Origin of the sequence: Halococcus salifodinae DSM 8989 (assembly GCF_000336935.1) — an archaeon.
GTDB classification, from domain to species: Archaea; Halobacteriota; Halobacteria; order Halobacteriales; family Halococcaceae; genus Halococcus; species Halococcus salifodinae.
In genome coordinates this window covers 1-13,814 of sequence record NZ_AOME01000056.1, presented here as the reverse complement: position 1 = coordinate 13,814, position 13,814 = coordinate 1, and the positions used below count along the sequence as shown (strand labels likewise).

The following is a 13,814-nucleotide window of genomic DNA, read 5'->3' as shown; positions in this document are numbered from 1 at the left end:
TAAGCTTTCTGTTGACGTGACACTCACTCAGGGCATGTAGCGCACGCTCACCACACCGTCCTCATCGTCAGATCGGACTTCGACGCGCACGACGCCGAGATCGGCCGCCCGCACCAGCGTCGCCTCGTCATCCACCACGTCCTCAACTGCGGCTTCGGTCCGTTCAGGCGGTACGGTGAGCACGTGAATCTCGCCGACACCAGCCCGATCGCGTCGGGTGAGATCGCCTGCCTCCTGATCGGCACCGATCTCTCGCTCCTGGGTCGTCGGCGGTTCGGGGCTCCGTTCGACGGTCAGCGATCGTCGGTCGTCGATCTCGCGGAGTTCCCACGCCACTTCCATGGGCGGTTCGGGCGCGATGGTGGCCTCGATCGCCTCACCTGCTACCAGTTCGTCGCCACCCGGATCGGGGTTCGTGGCGAGCGTGTGGACCTGGCCGTCCGCAGTATCCTTCAACACCGCCGAATCGTCGTCGGCGTGCGTGACGAGAAAGGTTCCGTGCTTTGCCATACCGACGCTTCGGCCGCCGATGGATTGAGGCTTTCCGGTCGCGTTGCGGGTGGCAGTTGGTATCAGCGTGTGAGTCGGTGGGCCACCCAGATCAGCACCGCGGCGAGCACCGGGGGCGCGAGGCCGGCGAGCTGGGGGAGCGTGTAGAACCACTCCACGAGCGGTGCGAACGCCCCGTTGACGGACTCCTGCTGGCCCGGTGGCACCGAGATCAGCAGTCCCAGATACAGCGAGCCGAAGTAGACGAACCCGGCGAGTCCGAGCGCCGCGTCGTAGCGCGCCGTCGACCCCTCGCGGCGGTGTCGTCGCGCGACCAGGAGGATCGGTGCGAGCATCGGCCCGACCACGAACAGCCCGACGACCACGTAAAACGCCCGCGAGAGGGTCAGCGACCCGCCGCCCGTCCCGGTCGCGGTCGCGCCGAACACCGTGACGAGTGCGAGCGTCATCAACACCGTCACCAGGATGGTTGCGAGCGTCCCGACGGCCGCATATCCCCTGAACAGCCGGGAGCGACTCGTGCGAAACGCGTAGGGGATCGCGGTCAGCAGTCCCGAGTACGTCGTCTCGTCGTCGCCGTGTTCGCCGACCCCGTCGGTCCTCTCGGAGCCCTCTACCGTACCGGAGCCGTCGGCCATGCCGAAACTCGGGCGGCCGGGCGATTAAGCGCCGCGGTCGACAACGACTTTACCACGGGGTGAGCCACCCCACCTATGCAAATCGATATCGGCAACGCGCTCGCCGCCGAGGCCAGTCCGGGCATCTCGCGGGACGCACTCTCCCGGCTCGACGACCGAGTCGCGATCTGCCACGACCGGATCGAACGCGGCCGCGATGCCGACGAGTTCGGCTACGCCGCGCTGAACCTCCCGCACACTACTGATCCCGACGCGATCACTGAGGCGGTCGCTCCCCTTCAGGGGGCCGAACACGTCCTCGTGGTCGGAATCGGGGGGAGCGCGCTCGGTGCAGCCACGATCGCTGGCGCGCTCGGCGATTCCAATGTTCACACGCTGGACAACGTCGATCCCGAACACGTCTCGCGCACCCTCGACGCGCTTCCGCTCGACGACACAGTCATCAACGTCGTTTCGCGCTCTGGAACGACCGCCGAGACGCTGGCGAACTTCCTCGTGGCCCGTGCAGCGTACGACGCGGCGGGCGTCGACTGGACCGATCGGACGGTGGTGACCACCGGCGAATCGGGCCCGCTCCGCGACCTCGCCGAGACTCACGACCTGCCCGCACTCACCGTTCCTGACGGCGTGCCGGGTCGCTTCTCTGCACTCTCCGCTGTGGGTCTCGTCCCGGCAGCGATCCGCGGCCACGACATCGAAGCCGTGCTCGACGGCAGCCGGCGCGCGGCCGACCTCTCGGGGTCGCTGTTCGACACACCCGCCTACGCCTACGGCGCGATCGCGTACGCGCTCGACGTGCGGGGGGCGGCGGTCAACGCGATGATGCCCTACGCCGAGTCCTTGGAGCCGTTCGCGGAGTGGTTCGCCCAGCTCTGGGCCGAAAGTCTGGGGAAGGACGGTCTCGGCCAGCTCCCCACCCGGGCGCTCGGTGCGACCGACCAACACTCACAGCTCCAGCGCTACCGGGCGGGCCCGGCGAACACGCTCGTGACGCTGGTCCGCCCGCGCGAGCGACCCGATCGGGAGATCCCGGCCACCGACCGCGAGGAACTCGCCTACCTCGGCGGAACAGGTCTGGGCGATCTACTCGACGCGGAGTTCGACGCCACCGAGGCCAGCCTCGCGGCCGCCGACCGGCCCTCCGTTCGCATCGAACTCGACCGGCTCGACGAGCGCGCGGTTGGGGAACTGCTCTACACGATGGAGGCCGCCTGCGTTCTCGCGGGCGAACTCTACGGGATCGAGACGTTCAACCAACCCGCGGTCGAGTGGGGCAAGCGCGCGGCGCGCGGGCTGCTCGGCGGCGGCGAGTTCGCGGAGGCCGACGCCGTGGACGAGAAGACCGAACTCGTCGTCGAGTGACCGCGTGACCGACGTCGACCGGAGACCGCTACGATCGACGAAAGATCGGAGGACGTATTCGCCCGGCGTTCCAAGCCTGCGCAACGTATGGCGTCGGATCACCGCGAATCTGCGGGTGTCGATGGACAAAGCGCGCTCCTCGATCTTCTGTCGGCGGTCACCGTCATCGCGCTCGCCGTTCTCCTCGGGAGCGTCGCCGCGTCGCTTGCGTCCACCGTGCTCATCGAGACGGGGATCGCCGGGTTCGATACCACGCTCAACTACATCGTCCGCTCGATCGCTCAGTTCGTCGGCTTCGGGATCGCGGTCGCCGCGTATCTCACACTCGCCGACGCGTGGTCGGTGCTGCGGGCGCGTGCGATCGATCTCCGGGGCGTCGGCTGGATCGTCGCCGGTGTCGTCACTCTCTTGACTCTCTCGACCGGCGTCAGTGCCGTCCTCTCGCAGTTCGGGATCGTGCCCGCCACGAACCAGGTCATCGCGATGGGCCGCGAGAACCCGGTCGTGTTCCTCTACATGATCCCGGTCACGTTGCTGTTCGTCGCGCCCTTCGAGGAGCTCGTCTTCCGGGGGGCCGCCCAGGGGCTGCTCCGGCGGGCGTTCGGCCCGGCGGTCGCGGTCGGGATCGCGAGCGCGCTGTTCGGGGCGGTCCACCTGATCGCACTCATCGGCGGCGGCACCGGACAGCTGGCGTACGTCGTCGTCGCGGCGCTGCTCGGCGTGGTTCTCGGCGGGATCTACGAACGCACACAGAACCTCCTCGTGCCGATCGTCGTCCACGGGCTCTACAACGCTACCCTGTTCGCGATCCAGTGGGTGGATGCGACCGGGAGCGCGCCCGCGCTGCTGTAGGTCGAAAACAGCTCGTCGCGGCTACGAGGGGTTCTTCCGGGCGAGATCGCTGCCGCAGATCGGACACCGATCCTTGTTCTCGTCGAACTCGCGGCCACAGCCCGCACACTGGAACTCCCAGTCGCGTTCCTCGGTGATCCCCTCGCGCGCGATGAGTTCGATCCGCACGTCGAGGCGCTTGGCGACGTTCTGCATCGCGTAGTCGTCGGTCACGAGTCGTGCATCGAGTTCGAATGCGGCCGCGAGGAGTCGGACGTCGGTGGTCGAGAGCTCCGCCGCGTCGCCGCTCTCGCGGGCGGTGCGTTCGACCCGTTCGACGACCGCCTCCTCGGGGACGTGGATGTACATTCCGCCGCCTTCGAGCGCGTCGAAGCGGTAGGCGCTCTCGCCGTCGAGTTCGGCTTCGACCGCGGGGATCGTCGCGATGTCTCCGTCGGCGTCGTACTCGTGGATGAACGCCGAGGCGTCTAAGAGTTCCATCACCGACCGACGACGATGTGGTCTTTGACCGCCTGGACGCTGCCGATCGGGACCGTGTACCGGCCCTCGTCGTCGCGTTCGAGGTCGATCTGCCCCTCGGCCTCGTTTCGGGGCGTGATGACGAGGTCGTGGAGCTGTCCCGTCTCGGAGTCGAGCGTTACGGTCGAGAGCGTGCCGAGTTCGGTTCCATCCGAGCCCATGACGGCCTTGTCGAGCAGGCTCCGTGCGAGTACGTCCGGCATACCCGGTCTACTGGGGGCTGTCATTATAAACACCACGGAGGCTCCGAGTCGCGAACGCGATGGATCGCCGCGATCGGCACGACCCGCGTGACGACGAACTTAACTACGGCCGTCGGCTGTATCACACAACGAGTTTCTCTCGGGTGAGATAGATGTCTGAGACACACACGGACGCCGACGCGGCCGATTCTACTGGTGAGACGCTTCGAACACCGATCGTCGCCGTGCTCGGTCACGTCGACCACGGCAAGACCAGCCTGCTCGATCGGATCCGGGGCTCGACGGTGATCGATGGCGAGGCGGGCGCGATCACCCAGCACATCGGCGCGACCGCCGTCCCGCTCGAAACCGTCTCCGAGATCGCGGGCTCGCTGGTCGATCCGACCGACTTCGACCTTCCCGGCCTGCTGTTCATCGACACGCCGGGCCACCACTCCTTCTCGACGCTGCGCTCTCGGGGTGGGGCGCTCGCGGATATCGCGATCCTCGTGATCGACGTCAACGACGGGTTCCAGCCCCAGACCATCGAGGCGATCGACATCCTCCAGCGGACCGAGACGCCGTTCGTCGTGGCGGCGAACAAGGTCGACACGACGCCGGGTTGGAACCCACAGGAGAACACCCCGATCCAGGGGAGCTACGACGCCCAGTCCGACCGTGCGCGCTCGACGCTCGACGAACGCCTCTACGACCTCATCGGCGACCTCTCCGATCACGACTTCTCGGCGGACATGTACTGGCGCGTCCAGAACTTCGCCAACAACGTCGGCGTCGTTCCCGTCAGCGCCGAAACCGGCGAGGGCGTCCCCGACCTTCTCACCGTGCTGATGGGTCTCTCCCAGCGCTATCTCAAGGACGCGATGGCGATCGATGTCGACGGGCCGGGCGCAGGCACAGTGTTGGAGGTCAAAGAGCAGAAAGGGTTTGGGACGGCGATCGACGTGGTGCTCTACGACGGCACGGTGACGGCGGACGACACGATCGTGGTCGGCGGGACGGGCGATCCGATCGTGACCGACGTGCGCGCGCTGCTCCAGCCCCGGCCGCTCGCCGAGATCCGCACCGAAAAGCGATTCGAGGAGGTCGAGTCGGTGACCGCGGCGGCGGGGCTGAAGATCGCCGCACCCGATCTCGATAGCGCGATGGCGGGCGCGCCGGTCCGGGTGCTCAGGAACCGCCAGCGCGAGGACATCGTGGAGGAAGTCGAGGCCGAACTCGCCGCGCTCGGTGTCACCACCGAGGAGCAGGGCGTCGTGGTCAAGGCCGACACGCTCGGCAGCTTGGAAGCAGTTGCGGACGCGCTCGACGAGGCTGAAATCCCGATCGTGCGCGCGGAGGTCGGCGACGTCGCGCCGCGCGATGTCACGGTGGCGAGCACCGCCGACGAGGAACGCCACGAGACCGTGATGGCCTTCGGGATCGATGTGCTCGACGATGCCGCCGACCGGGCCGATGTCGAGGATGTCCGGATCTTCGAAAGCGACGTGATCTATCGGTTGGTCGAGGAGTACGAGGAGTTCATCGAGGAGCGCGAGCGCGCCCAGCAGGACGCGATCCTCGACAACATCGCCCGCCCCGCCCGATTCCAGCTCCTTCCGGATCACACCTTCCGCCAGAACGATCCCGCTGTGGTCGGCGTCGAAGTCCTGACGGGCACGCTGAAGCAGAACTCGCGGGTGGTGAACTTCGAGGGCAACCAGCCCGAGCGCCTCGGCCAGGTCAAGGGGATCCAAGAGCAGGGTGAGGACGTCGATCAGGCCCGCGCGGGAGAGCGCGTCAGCGTCGCCATCGACGGCCCCACGGTGGGTCGCCAGATCGAGGAGGGCGACGAGCTGTGGTCGGAGATCCCCGAGAAACACGCGAAAGTGCTCGAACAGGAGCTCACCGACGACATTCCGGCCGACGAGCTCGAAGCGCTGCACATCTATCTCGACAAACACCGCCAGCGCGACCCCTTCTGGGGGAAGTAGTCCGGGTTGCACACGCAGTAATAATATTTAATTAGCCGGCACGAGTCAGTGCGACGTGAACGATGACTCGCTCCAGCCAGCGCGACGACGGTGAGTCGGTCGTCGAACTCATCCGCGAGCGCCGGCCGACGGTCGCGCCAGCGGACCTCGTGCTCCTCGTTCTGCCCGTGCTGCTCGTCGCGGGCTGGGCCGTTGGCGTCGTGTCGAGCGCGTCGCTGCCGGCGGCGCTTGCGGTCGCGATGGTACCTGCACTCGCCACGCTCGGCTACGCGCTGTTCTACGATCCGCCAAGTGGAGCGTACGCGAACTGAGTTTTGCTGTCGGTCGACGGTAGTGGACGCGGTTCGTACTTATTTTGATAGACCTGCGGCGGGGACACGAGTGGCAAACGCCGAGCGTGTCGTTCGCACAGCAGTATGTTCACTAGGTTTAAGTGGCCTATTGCAGATGTCCGGATATGGCAGGATATCCAACCCCACCGACACGGGACGACACTAGCGTTGTCGGTGCCAGAATCGGAGCCCAGATAGTCGACCAGATAATCACGGCTATCATGTTTGCAATCATGTTCTTTGGAATAGTCGGACTTGGCGGTGCAATGGGTGGCAATGCAGGGGCCGTAATCAGCGCCATTATATTTTTGATCGGTTCCGCCGCCATCATTTTCTACTGGTTTTTACTGGAGGGGTTCTGGGACGGATACACCATCGGAAAGAAACTGTTTGGCATCAAAGTCGTAGAAGAAGACGGCAGCCCGTGTTCTCTGAGTTCCTCAGTGGTGCGGAATCTACTTTACATAATTGACTCTCTCTTCTACTTTCTCATCGGATTCATTGCAATGTCGGCCACGGACAAGCGACAGCGGATCGGTGACCGTCTTGGCAACACAGTCGTCGTCCACGAAACACCGAGGAATAACGACCGGCCAGAGGACGCTTCAGCAGACCGAACAACGGCTCCGTAGTCCTTCAAGACAGAACGAATCTGAGACTACTAGCTCAGTCTCTCAGTATCAAGGACAACCCGATACCATAACTTTGTCAATAACCACTTAGTTTCTGACAGGGTGTCAGCAAGAGGACTCACCGTGGATCGATAATCAGGCGGGTTTCGTCGGTGTCGATGTGCAATCAGTCGTCGTCATCGACCCACGACTCGGCGTGTTGGTGGCCTGAGCGGGTCGAATAAATCAGCTCTCAACAATCACTCCGAGGGTGACTGTGTGACTCAATTCGCAGCGATTACGATTACTGCGCGACCGGCGCGATCGCGTCCTCGACGGCCTGTTTGACCTGGAGCGCGGCGGTCGCGGCGAGCTGGTGGGCGACCTCGTCGCGGTCCTCGTCGGGGATGCCGTCGACGAGCTCTTCGGCGTCCGGAGTGAATCCGGCGCTCACGGCCGGGCCGACGGGCGGCTGGACCGCGATCGTTCCTTCGGGACCGTTGGTGCCGGCGACGATCTGTGCGCCGACGACGTACTCGTCGGGGAGGAACTCGCGGGTCCGGGCCGCCACCGTATCGAGCCCGGCGCGGAGCTCACGACGCTCGTCGGCCGAGAGCTCTGGAATATCGGCGCTCGCGCGCTGCCCAGCGGCGGTCGCGTCCGGCCGGCCCGCGTAGGGCGTGTTTCCGTTCATAAGAAGGACAGGAACGGTAGGAGCGCCCCAGTCAAAAACCTCCCGCTACAGGATCGGCTCGCTCTCGCCGTAGACCGCGAGCACGATCGCCGTCACGAACCGTCCGGAATCGTTCTCATCGGCCGTACTGTCGACGGTTTCGATCACGATCGCCTCGTCGTCGAACGACCACTCGCGGAGGTCCCGACCCGCCGCCAACCCCGTTGAGACCGTCTCGCGGACGGTCTCCGGATCGGCCCCCGACGCTTCGTAGAAGATCCCGCGACCCGCGTCCGCGACCGACCAGCCGAGTCCGGCAGTGGCCGCGGTCGCGTCCGCCGGTTCCACGTCGTCGGTCGCGGCGCTGCCCGTCACGCTCGCCGCCCCATCGGTTGCGCGCGCTTCGACCGTGGCGCGCGCCTCGACCACGGTGAGACGCTCGCCCACCGGGCCGAGATCGGGCGCAGTGTCGTGACGTTCGATATCGCTACCGGCGGGGATCATCGAGGAGACAGACACGAGGTTGTAGTTGTGAACTCCTGCATCGGCGAGCGCCGTGTCGTACGACGCCATCGCCGTCGGGCCTCGACCCGTGCCGGCGACGATTCTGATCGTGCTCATGGTCTGACGGAGTGGTGCGCGGGCGAGAAGGGTTGTGATTTCGGGACGAGGTTCTCGGATCGATCCGTCGGCAGCCTCCCGGCCTGCCGTCAGTGGAACGCGATCGGCTCGGCCGCGGTGTCGTCGTCCGTGACTTTCTCCAGGGCCGCCTCGAAGTCGTCCATCTCGACCTCGGTGCGCTCCTCGCGGATCGCGAACATCCCGGCCTCGGTCGCGAGACTCTCGATCTCCGCGCCGCTCCGTCCCGCGGTCAGTTCGGCGAGTGCTTCGAAGTCGACGTCGTCGTCGAGGGTCGTCCCGCGGGTGTGGATCTGGAAGATCTGTTCGCGACCCTCGGCGTCGGGTTCGGGAACCTCGATGAGCCGGTCGAACCGGCCGGGCCGGAGGATCGCAGGATCGAGCATGTCGAAGCGGTTCGTCGCGGCGATGATCGAGACGTCACCGCGCTCGTCGAACCCGTCCATCTCGTTCAGCAGCTGCATCATCGTGCGCTGGACCTCGGCGTCGCCAGAGGTCTTCGAGTCGGTGCGTTTGGCGGCGACCGCGTCGAGCTCGTCGATGAAGATCACGGCAGGTTCGTGCTCGTTCGCGAGCTCGAACAGGTCCCGGACGAGGCGTGCGCCCTCGCCGATGAACTTTCGGACGAGCTCCGAGCCCGCCATCTTGATGAAGGTGGCGTCGGTGCCGTTCGCGACCGCCTTCGCGAGCATCGTCTTGCCCGTGCCCGGCGGGCCGTGGAGCAACACGCCGGTCGGCGGCTCGATCCCCACGGTATCGAACCGTTCGGGGCTCTTCAGGGGGAGTTCGACGGCCTCGCGTACCTCGCGGATCTGGTCGTCGATCCCGCCGATGTCGCCGTAGGTGACCTGCGGGCGGGTATCGACCTGCATCGCCTGGGCGCGCGCGTCGGTCTCGCTCGACAGGGTCTGCTGCACACTGAACGAATCGTTGACCGCAACCCGATCACCGTTGCCGATCTCCTCTTCGAGCGTCGGAGAGATCTCGGTCAGCACCTCCTGGTTGTTGCCGTGCTGGCGCACGATCGCACCCTCGTCGGTCAGCTCCTCGACCGTGGCGACGTACAGCGAGGAGGTTTTGAGCGTCTCGTTCTCGCGCTGGAGCCGCCCCGCCTCGCTCTCGAGCTCCTCGCGGCGCGCCTCGGCGTCGTCGAGTCGCTCGGCCAGCTCGTCGTGGACCTGCGCGATCTCCGCGAGATGCTCGTCGAGCGCCGACACCTGCTCGGCGTCCGTGAGTTCGGGGTCGAGATCGAGCCGGGGACGGTCCGGGAGGGACGGGCTGTGTGACATTCGATACCCGAAGGTAGGGGCCGTGCGTTAAAAGTCCCTTTGGGTTCGGGAGAATTATGGGCCTCAGGACAGCGCCGCGAACTCGCTGAGTGCGTCGTCGTAGGCCGCAAGCGCCGCCTCGATCGGGTCGGCGGTCGTCATGTCGACGCCGGCCTCTCGGAGGAGATCGATGGGGTATCCGTGTGAGCCGGATTCGAGGAACTTCCGGTAGGGTTTCGCGGCAGCCTCGCCGTCCTCCTGGATGCTCTCGGCGAGCGCGACCGCCGCCGAGATCCCGGTGGAGTACTGGTAGACGTAGAACGCCCGGTAGAAGTGGGGAATCCGCATCCACTCGCGGGCGATCCGGTCGTCGACGACGCTCGTCGCGTAGTACTCCTCCTTCAGGCCGCGATAGATATCGTCGAGCCGATCCGGGGTGAGCGCCTCGCCCGCCTCGACCAGCTCGTGGGTTTTCTTCTCGAACTCCGCGAACATCGTCTGGCGAAAGAGCGTCGATCGGAACCGTTCGAGATACTCGTTCAGCACGTGGCGGCGGAACCGTTCGTCCTCGACGGTATCGAGCAGGTGGTTCGTCAGGAGCGCCTCGTTGACTGTGGAGGCGACTTCGGCGACGAAGATCTCGTAGCCGCCATACACGTAGGGCTGGGTCTCGCTCGCGAGCTGGGTGTGCAACGAGTGGCCGAGCTCGTGGGCCAGGGTGTACATCGAGTCGATGTCGTCCTGATAGTTCATCAGGATGTACGGCTGGGAGTCGTACGTCCCTCCAGAGTAGGCCCCCGACTGCTTGCCCACGTTCTCGTAGACGTCGACCCACCGGGAATCGAGACCCTCCGCGAGCCGGTTCTGGTAGTCCTCGCCGAGCGGCGCGACCGCCTCGATGACGTGTTCTTCGGCCTCCTCGTAGGACACGTCGGGGCTCTCGTCGTCGGCCAGCGGCATGTAGACGTCCCACATCTGGAGCTCGTCGACGCCGAGCGCCTCCTGTTTGAGGTCGGCGTGGCGCTGCAACAGGTCGAGGTTGTCGTGAACCGTGTCGATCAGGGTGTCGTACACCGAAACCGGAATGTTCGCGCCGTCGAGCGAGGCCTCGCGTGCGGTGTCGTAGTTGCGGGCTTCGGCGAGTTTGACGTCCGCCTTCACGCTGTTGTGGTGGGCCGTCCCGACCGCGTTCCGGACCTCGCTCCACTCGTCGTAGAACTCCTCGTGGACCTCCCGACGGAAGTCGCGGTCGGGGCGTTTCTGGAGGGTCGTGAAGTTGCTCAGCGAGATCTCGACGGGATCACCGTCGGAATCCTCGACCGTGGGGAACTCCATGTCGGCGTTGGTGAGCAGGCTGTAGACCTCGCTCGCCCCGCCAGTGACCTCGCTGAGATCCGCGAGGAGCTCCTCGATCTCGGCCGAGCGGGTGTGGGGTTTCATCCGGAGCACGTCATCGAAGTAGTGCTCGTAGGTCGCGAGTTCGGGTTCCTCGTCGACCATCGCGTCGAGCTCCTCGCGCGTGCAGTCCTGGAGTTCGGGTTCGATAAAACTCGCCGCGCTCCGGGCGTCGGTGGCGAGCGTCCCCGACCGCGAGGCGAGCGCCTGGTAGTGTTGGTCGGTGGTGTCCTCGTCGCTGCGGAGCTTGGCGTAGGCGGCGACGCTCGCGACCTCGCGCATGAGTTCCTCGCGGGTTTCGAGCGTTGCGAGCAGGGTCGCGGCGCTCTCCGTCGTCCGCCCCTCGTAGGCCGCGAGGTCGTCGAGGCGTGCCTCGACCGCGTCGAAGGCGTCTTCCCACGCCTCGTCCGAGGCGAAGAGGTCGCCCAAATCCCACGTGTACTCGGTGTCGATCTCGCCGCGTTCGGGAACCGAACTCATGGGCAAGTGTTGCGAGGGGACTGAGGTAAGCCTTCTCAAATCACAAATTGTGGTCTGATCGGCTAGCGAGAGGGGCCGAATCGCTGGCGAGTATTGCTCAGTATCGATACAGCGAGACGATTGCCGGGAGCATATTGTACATCCATATCGCCAGCGGCAACCCGACGATCGTCAATGAGACGAGCCACGCAAGCGCCATCCAAATGCCGCTTGCCCACCACCCGACCAAGAGGAAATACACCCCTCTCACGACGAGACTTCGCTGACTCGGTCCGTGAACTTCGACGCTACTTCCGGTGTCGCCGATAGTGACGATCTGGGTGTTCTGCGTGCTTTTGAGCGTCAGTACCTTCGGAACCATGTTGATCATCTTAATCCCGAGTGGGATGCCGATGATGGTGAGGTTCAGTAGCCAGGATATTCCGAGCCAGATGCCCGTTGCCCACCACCCGACGAGCAAGTACCACAGCGCACGAATGACAAACGATGGTTGGCTCGATTGCTGAATACGAGTCGTTTGCTGCTGATTGCCACCACTGTCTGCCATAGTCTCTCGACAGGACAAACTACAAAAAATCTTAGGATATGTACATCAAGCTGCATTATACAACAGCCAAAATGACAACGAGCAGCTATTTAGTCCTGTCTTTTAGATATGAGCGACCGCTTCGTAACGTATGAGCGACACCGACCGCGCCCTCGGTGCGGCGTGGCGCGACGAGTTCCCGTGGCAGTTCCTGACGCGACTCTGTGAGATCGACGACCGCCTCGGCGGCCATCCGGGCGAGCGCCGGGCCGCCGACCTCGTCGCCGCTGGATTGGAGAGCGCCGGGATCGGGCCCACGATCGAACCTTTCGAGATGCAGCGCTGGACGCGCGGGCGCGCAGAACTCGCGGTCAGCATGTCGCCAGCAGGCCACAACGGTTTCGCGGCGGGCGAGCCGATCGATCGCTCCTTCGAGACGTTTGCGCTGCCGTACTCGCCGGCCGGCGACGTTCACGGCGAGCTGGTCGACGTCGGCCATGGAACGCCCGACGAGATCGATGCCGCCGATGTCGGGGGGAAGGTGGCGCTCGCGAGCACCGACTCGCCGGCGGGCGAGCGTCGAGTCCACCGAATGGAGAAGCTCGGACACGCCGCGGCCGCTGGCGCGGCAGCGTTCGTCTTCCACAACCACCGCCCCGGCCAGCTCCCGCCCACCGGGGCGCTCCGGTTCGATCACGAGGCCGCGATCCCCGGAATCGGCGTGAGCCACGAGACCGGCGCGTGGCTCACCGAGTACGCAGACCGCGGGGCGGACACGTCCATCGCTGTGGCGGCGACGACCGAGCAGAGCGAGAGTCAGAACGTTGTCGGTTCTCTGGGCCCCGATACCGACGAGGAGATCGTGCTGCTCGCCCACTACGACGCCCACGATGTCGCGGAGGGCGCGCTCGATAACGGCTGCGGGATCACGGTCGCGGTCGCCGCCGCTCGCATCCTCGCCGATCTCGATCTCGACTGCGGGGTTCGAGTAGCGGGCGTGGGCTGTGAGGAGCTCGGCCTGATGGGCAGCGCGGCGCTCGCCGAGGCCGTCGATCTCGACCGCGTGAAAGCGGTCGTCAACGTCGACGGAGCCGGCCGCCACCGCGACCTCCACGCGATCACCCACACTGCCGACGCGATGGCCGATGCGGCCGAGCGCGTGAGCGATCACACCGCCCAGCCGATCTCGGTGAGCGACCGTCCCCATCCCTACAGCGACCACTGGCCGTTTCTCCACGAGGGTGTGCCGGCGCTCCAGCTCCACAGCCACCGCGCGGGCGAGGCCGGCCGGTGGGAGCGCGGCTGGACCCACACCCGGGCCGACACCCGCGATAAAGCCGATCCCCGCATCCTCCGTGAGCACGCAATGCTCGCCGCGCTCCTCGTCCGCGAACTCACGACGGTCGACCCCGACCGCGTCGACACCGACGCTCTCCGCGAACGCCTCCACGAGGACGGCGCGGAGCCGGGGATGCGCGCGGCGGGCGTCTGGCCCGACAGCTGGGAGTGATCGCCGCTTCCCTCAGCCCCGGAGCTTTCGGTACGAGACCCACCCCGCCGCGAGGGCCGCAGCACCCCCGATCACGAGGGCTACGGGCTGTCCCGAACCACCCCACTCCCAGCCCAGGAACGTGGAGCCGAACAGGGCGATGAGCATCACGGTGATCCCGACGACGGTGCCGATCGTCGACGTATCGCGCTCGAAGACGGACGCCATACGAGGCACTGTCTAGTTGAGGTAGCTTGAGGAATGAGCAGGTCGTAGCGAGTATTGGTCATGAAACTCGGAGACCTGCTCGGAGAGACGTTGAACGTGGACTGTGATGAGGTTTGGGA

The 13,814-nt window shown here is 65.7% G+C and carries 16 protein-coding genes; 6 read left to right on the top strand and 10 right to left on the bottom strand.

The window, feature by feature from the left end; translation table 11 throughout:
* Nucleotides 1-27: 27 nt before the first annotated feature.
* Both C450_RS11170 and C450_RS11165 read right to left on the bottom strand, forming a co-directional pair.
* A complete protein-coding gene (locus C450_RS11170) occupies nucleotides 28-510 on the bottom strand; it encodes a DUF5812 family protein (protein WP_005043499.1) in 483 nt (160 codons plus the stop codon).
* Between the two features lie 62 nt (nucleotides 511-572).
* Nucleotides 573-1,148 carry a hypothetical protein gene (locus C450_RS11165; RefSeq protein WP_005043498.1) on the bottom strand — a complete coding sequence of 192 codons (576 nt, stop codon included), beginning with the start codon at nucleotides 1,146-1,148 and terminating at the stop codon, nucleotides 573-575.
* 75 nt (nucleotides 1,149-1,223) lie between these two features.
* Between C450_RS11165 and C450_RS11160 the strand changes: the two genes are divergently transcribed.
* Together C450_RS11160 and C450_RS11155 are read left to right on the top strand one after the other, a co-directional pair.
* A complete protein-coding gene (locus tag C450_RS11160) occupies nucleotides 1,224-2,510 on the top strand; it encodes a hypothetical protein (protein WP_005043497.1) in 1,287 nt (428 codons plus the stop codon).
* An 87-nt stretch (nucleotides 2,511-2,597) separates the two neighbouring features.
* Entirely contained in the window at nucleotides 2,598-3,362 is a 765-nt protein-coding gene (locus C450_RS11155) for a CPBP family intramembrane glutamic endopeptidase (protein ID WP_005043496.1), read from the top strand.
* Between the two features lie 21 nt (nucleotides 3,363-3,383).
* On the opposite strand, the gene C450_RS11150 is transcribed toward C450_RS11155, so the two are convergent.
* Both C450_RS11150 and C450_RS11145 read right to left on the bottom strand, forming a co-directional pair.
* Nucleotides 3,384-3,842 (bottom strand): NOB1 family endonuclease, encoded by a 459-nt coding sequence (locus C450_RS11150; RefSeq protein ID WP_005043495.1) that lies wholly within the window; start codon nucleotides 3,840-3,842, stop codon nucleotides 3,384-3,386.
* Nucleotides 3,842-4,084: a PRC-barrel domain-containing protein gene (locus tag C450_RS11145; RefSeq protein ID WP_005043494.1), complete on the bottom strand. Its 243-nt coding sequence runs from the start codon at nucleotides 4,082-4,084 to the stop codon at nucleotides 3,842-3,844. Before C450_RS11145 ends, C450_RS11150 begins: the two co-directional genes overlap by 1 nt.
* A gap of 152 nt (nucleotides 4,085-4,236) precedes the next feature.
* On the opposite strand from C450_RS11145, the gene infB reads away from it, so the two are divergent.
* From infB to C450_RS11130, 3 genes are all read left to right on the top strand, one after another.
* A complete protein-coding gene (infB, locus tag C450_RS11140) occupies nucleotides 4,237-6,054 on the top strand; it encodes a translation initiation factor IF-2 (RefSeq protein WP_005043492.1) in 1,818 nt (605 codons plus the stop codon).
* Between the two features lie 62 nt (nucleotides 6,055-6,116).
* Nucleotides 6,117-6,365: a hypothetical protein gene (locus C450_RS11135; RefSeq protein ID WP_005043490.1), complete on the top strand. Its 249-nt coding sequence runs from the start codon at nucleotides 6,117-6,119 to the stop codon at nucleotides 6,363-6,365.
* Nucleotides 6,366-6,511: 146 nt separating this feature from the next.
* Nucleotides 6,512-7,018: an RDD family protein gene (locus C450_RS11130; RefSeq protein WP_005043489.1), complete on the top strand. Its 507-nt coding sequence runs from the start codon at nucleotides 6,512-6,514 to the stop codon at nucleotides 7,016-7,018.
* 283 nt (nucleotides 7,019-7,301) lie between these two features.
* Here the strand turns inward: C450_RS11130 and C450_RS11125 are convergent, their stop codons facing one another.
* From C450_RS11125 to C450_RS11105, 5 genes are all read right to left on the bottom strand, one after another.
* A complete protein-coding gene (locus tag C450_RS11125) occupies nucleotides 7,302-7,691 on the bottom strand; it encodes a DUF5811 family protein (protein ID WP_005043488.1) in 390 nt (129 codons plus the stop codon).
* A 45-nt stretch (nucleotides 7,692-7,736) separates the two neighbouring features.
* Complete coding sequence (locus tag C450_RS11120; RefSeq protein ID WP_005043487.1) at nucleotides 7,737-8,291, bottom strand: pyruvoyl-dependent arginine decarboxylase; 555 nt, start codon at nucleotides 8,289-8,291, stop codon at nucleotides 7,737-7,739.
* A gap of 89 nt (nucleotides 8,292-8,380) precedes the next feature.
* Complete coding sequence (gene pan2 / locus C450_RS11115; protein ID WP_005043486.1) at nucleotides 8,381-9,598, bottom strand: proteasome-activating nucleotidase Pan2; 1,218 nt, start codon at nucleotides 9,596-9,598, stop codon at nucleotides 8,381-8,383.
* A gap of 63 nt (nucleotides 9,599-9,661) precedes the next feature.
* The gene (pepF, locus tag C450_RS11110; RefSeq protein WP_005043485.1) at nucleotides 9,662-11,452 is read right to left on the bottom strand and encodes an oligoendopeptidase F; all 1,791 of its coding nucleotides are present in this window, start codon (nucleotides 11,450-11,452) and stop codon (nucleotides 9,662-9,664) included.
* 97 nt (nucleotides 11,453-11,549) lie between these two features.
* Entirely contained in the window at nucleotides 11,550-11,999 is a 450-nt protein-coding gene (locus C450_RS11105; protein ID WP_005043484.1) for a hypothetical protein, read from the bottom strand.
* Nucleotides 12,000-12,129: 130 nt separating this feature from the next.
* On the opposite strand from C450_RS11105, the gene C450_RS11100 reads away from it, so the two are divergent.
* A complete protein-coding gene (locus C450_RS11100; protein WP_005043483.1) occupies nucleotides 12,130-13,488 on the top strand; it encodes a M28 family metallopeptidase in 1,359 nt (452 codons plus the stop codon).
* A 12-nt stretch (nucleotides 13,489-13,500) separates the two neighbouring features.
* Here C450_RS11100 and C450_RS11095 read toward each other — a convergent pair whose 3' ends face one another.
* Nucleotides 13,501-13,695: a hypothetical protein gene (locus tag C450_RS11095; protein ID WP_005043482.1), complete on the bottom strand. Its 195-nt coding sequence runs from the start codon at nucleotides 13,693-13,695 to the stop codon at nucleotides 13,501-13,503.
* Nucleotides 13,696-13,814 lie beyond the last annotated feature (119 nt).

Bases quoted from the DNA above. Each gene is read 5' to 3' on its own strand.
- C450_RS11170 (WP_005043499.1), bottom strand. From the start codon at position 510: ATGGCAAAGCACGGAACCTTTCTCGTCACGCACGCCGACGACGATTCG.
- C450_RS11165 (WP_005043498.1), bottom strand. From the start codon at position 1,148: ATGGCCGACGGCTCCGGTACGGTAGAGGGCTCCGAGAGGACCGACGGG.
- C450_RS11160 (WP_005043497.1), top strand. From the start codon at position 1,224: ATGCAAATCGATATCGGCAACGCGCTCGCCGCCGAGGCCAGTCCGGGC.
- C450_RS11155 (WP_005043496.1), top strand. From the start codon at position 2,598: ATGGCGTCGGATCACCGCGAATCTGCGGGTGTCGATGGACAAAGCGCG.
- C450_RS11150 (WP_005043495.1), bottom strand. From the start codon at position 3,842: ATGGAACTCTTAGACGCCTCGGCGTTCATCCACGAGTACGACGCCGAC.
- C450_RS11145 (WP_005043494.1), bottom strand. From the start codon at position 4,084: ATGCCGGACGTACTCGCACGGAGCCTGCTCGACAAGGCCGTCATGGGC.
- infB (WP_005043492.1), top strand. From the start codon at position 4,237: ATGTCTGAGACACACACGGACGCCGACGCGGCCGATTCTACTGGTGAG.
- C450_RS11135 (WP_005043490.1), top strand. From the start codon at position 6,117: ATGACTCGCTCCAGCCAGCGCGACGACGGTGAGTCGGTCGTCGAACTC.
- C450_RS11130 (WP_005043489.1), top strand. From the start codon at position 6,512: ATGGCAGGATATCCAACCCCACCGACACGGGACGACACTAGCGTTGTC.
- C450_RS11125 (WP_005043488.1), bottom strand. From the start codon at position 7,691: ATGAACGGAAACACGCCCTACGCGGGCCGGCCGGACGCGACCGCCGCT.
- C450_RS11120 (WP_005043487.1), bottom strand. From the start codon at position 8,291: ATGAGCACGATCAGAATCGTCGCCGGCACGGGTCGAGGCCCGACGGCG.
- pan2 (WP_005043486.1), bottom strand. From the start codon at position 9,598: ATGTCACACAGCCCGTCCCTCCCGGACCGTCCCCGGCTCGATCTCGAC.
- pepF (WP_005043485.1), bottom strand. From the start codon at position 11,452: ATGAGTTCGGTTCCCGAACGCGGCGAGATCGACACCGAGTACACGTGG.
- C450_RS11105 (WP_005043484.1), bottom strand. From the start codon at position 11,999: ATGGCAGACAGTGGTGGCAATCAGCAGCAAACGACTCGTATTCAGCAA.
- C450_RS11100 (WP_005043483.1), top strand. From the start codon at position 12,130: ATGAGCGACACCGACCGCGCCCTCGGTGCGGCGTGGCGCGACGAGTTC.
- C450_RS11095 (WP_005043482.1), bottom strand. From the start codon at position 13,695: ATGGCGTCCGTCTTCGAGCGCGATACGTCGACGATCGGCACCGTCGTC.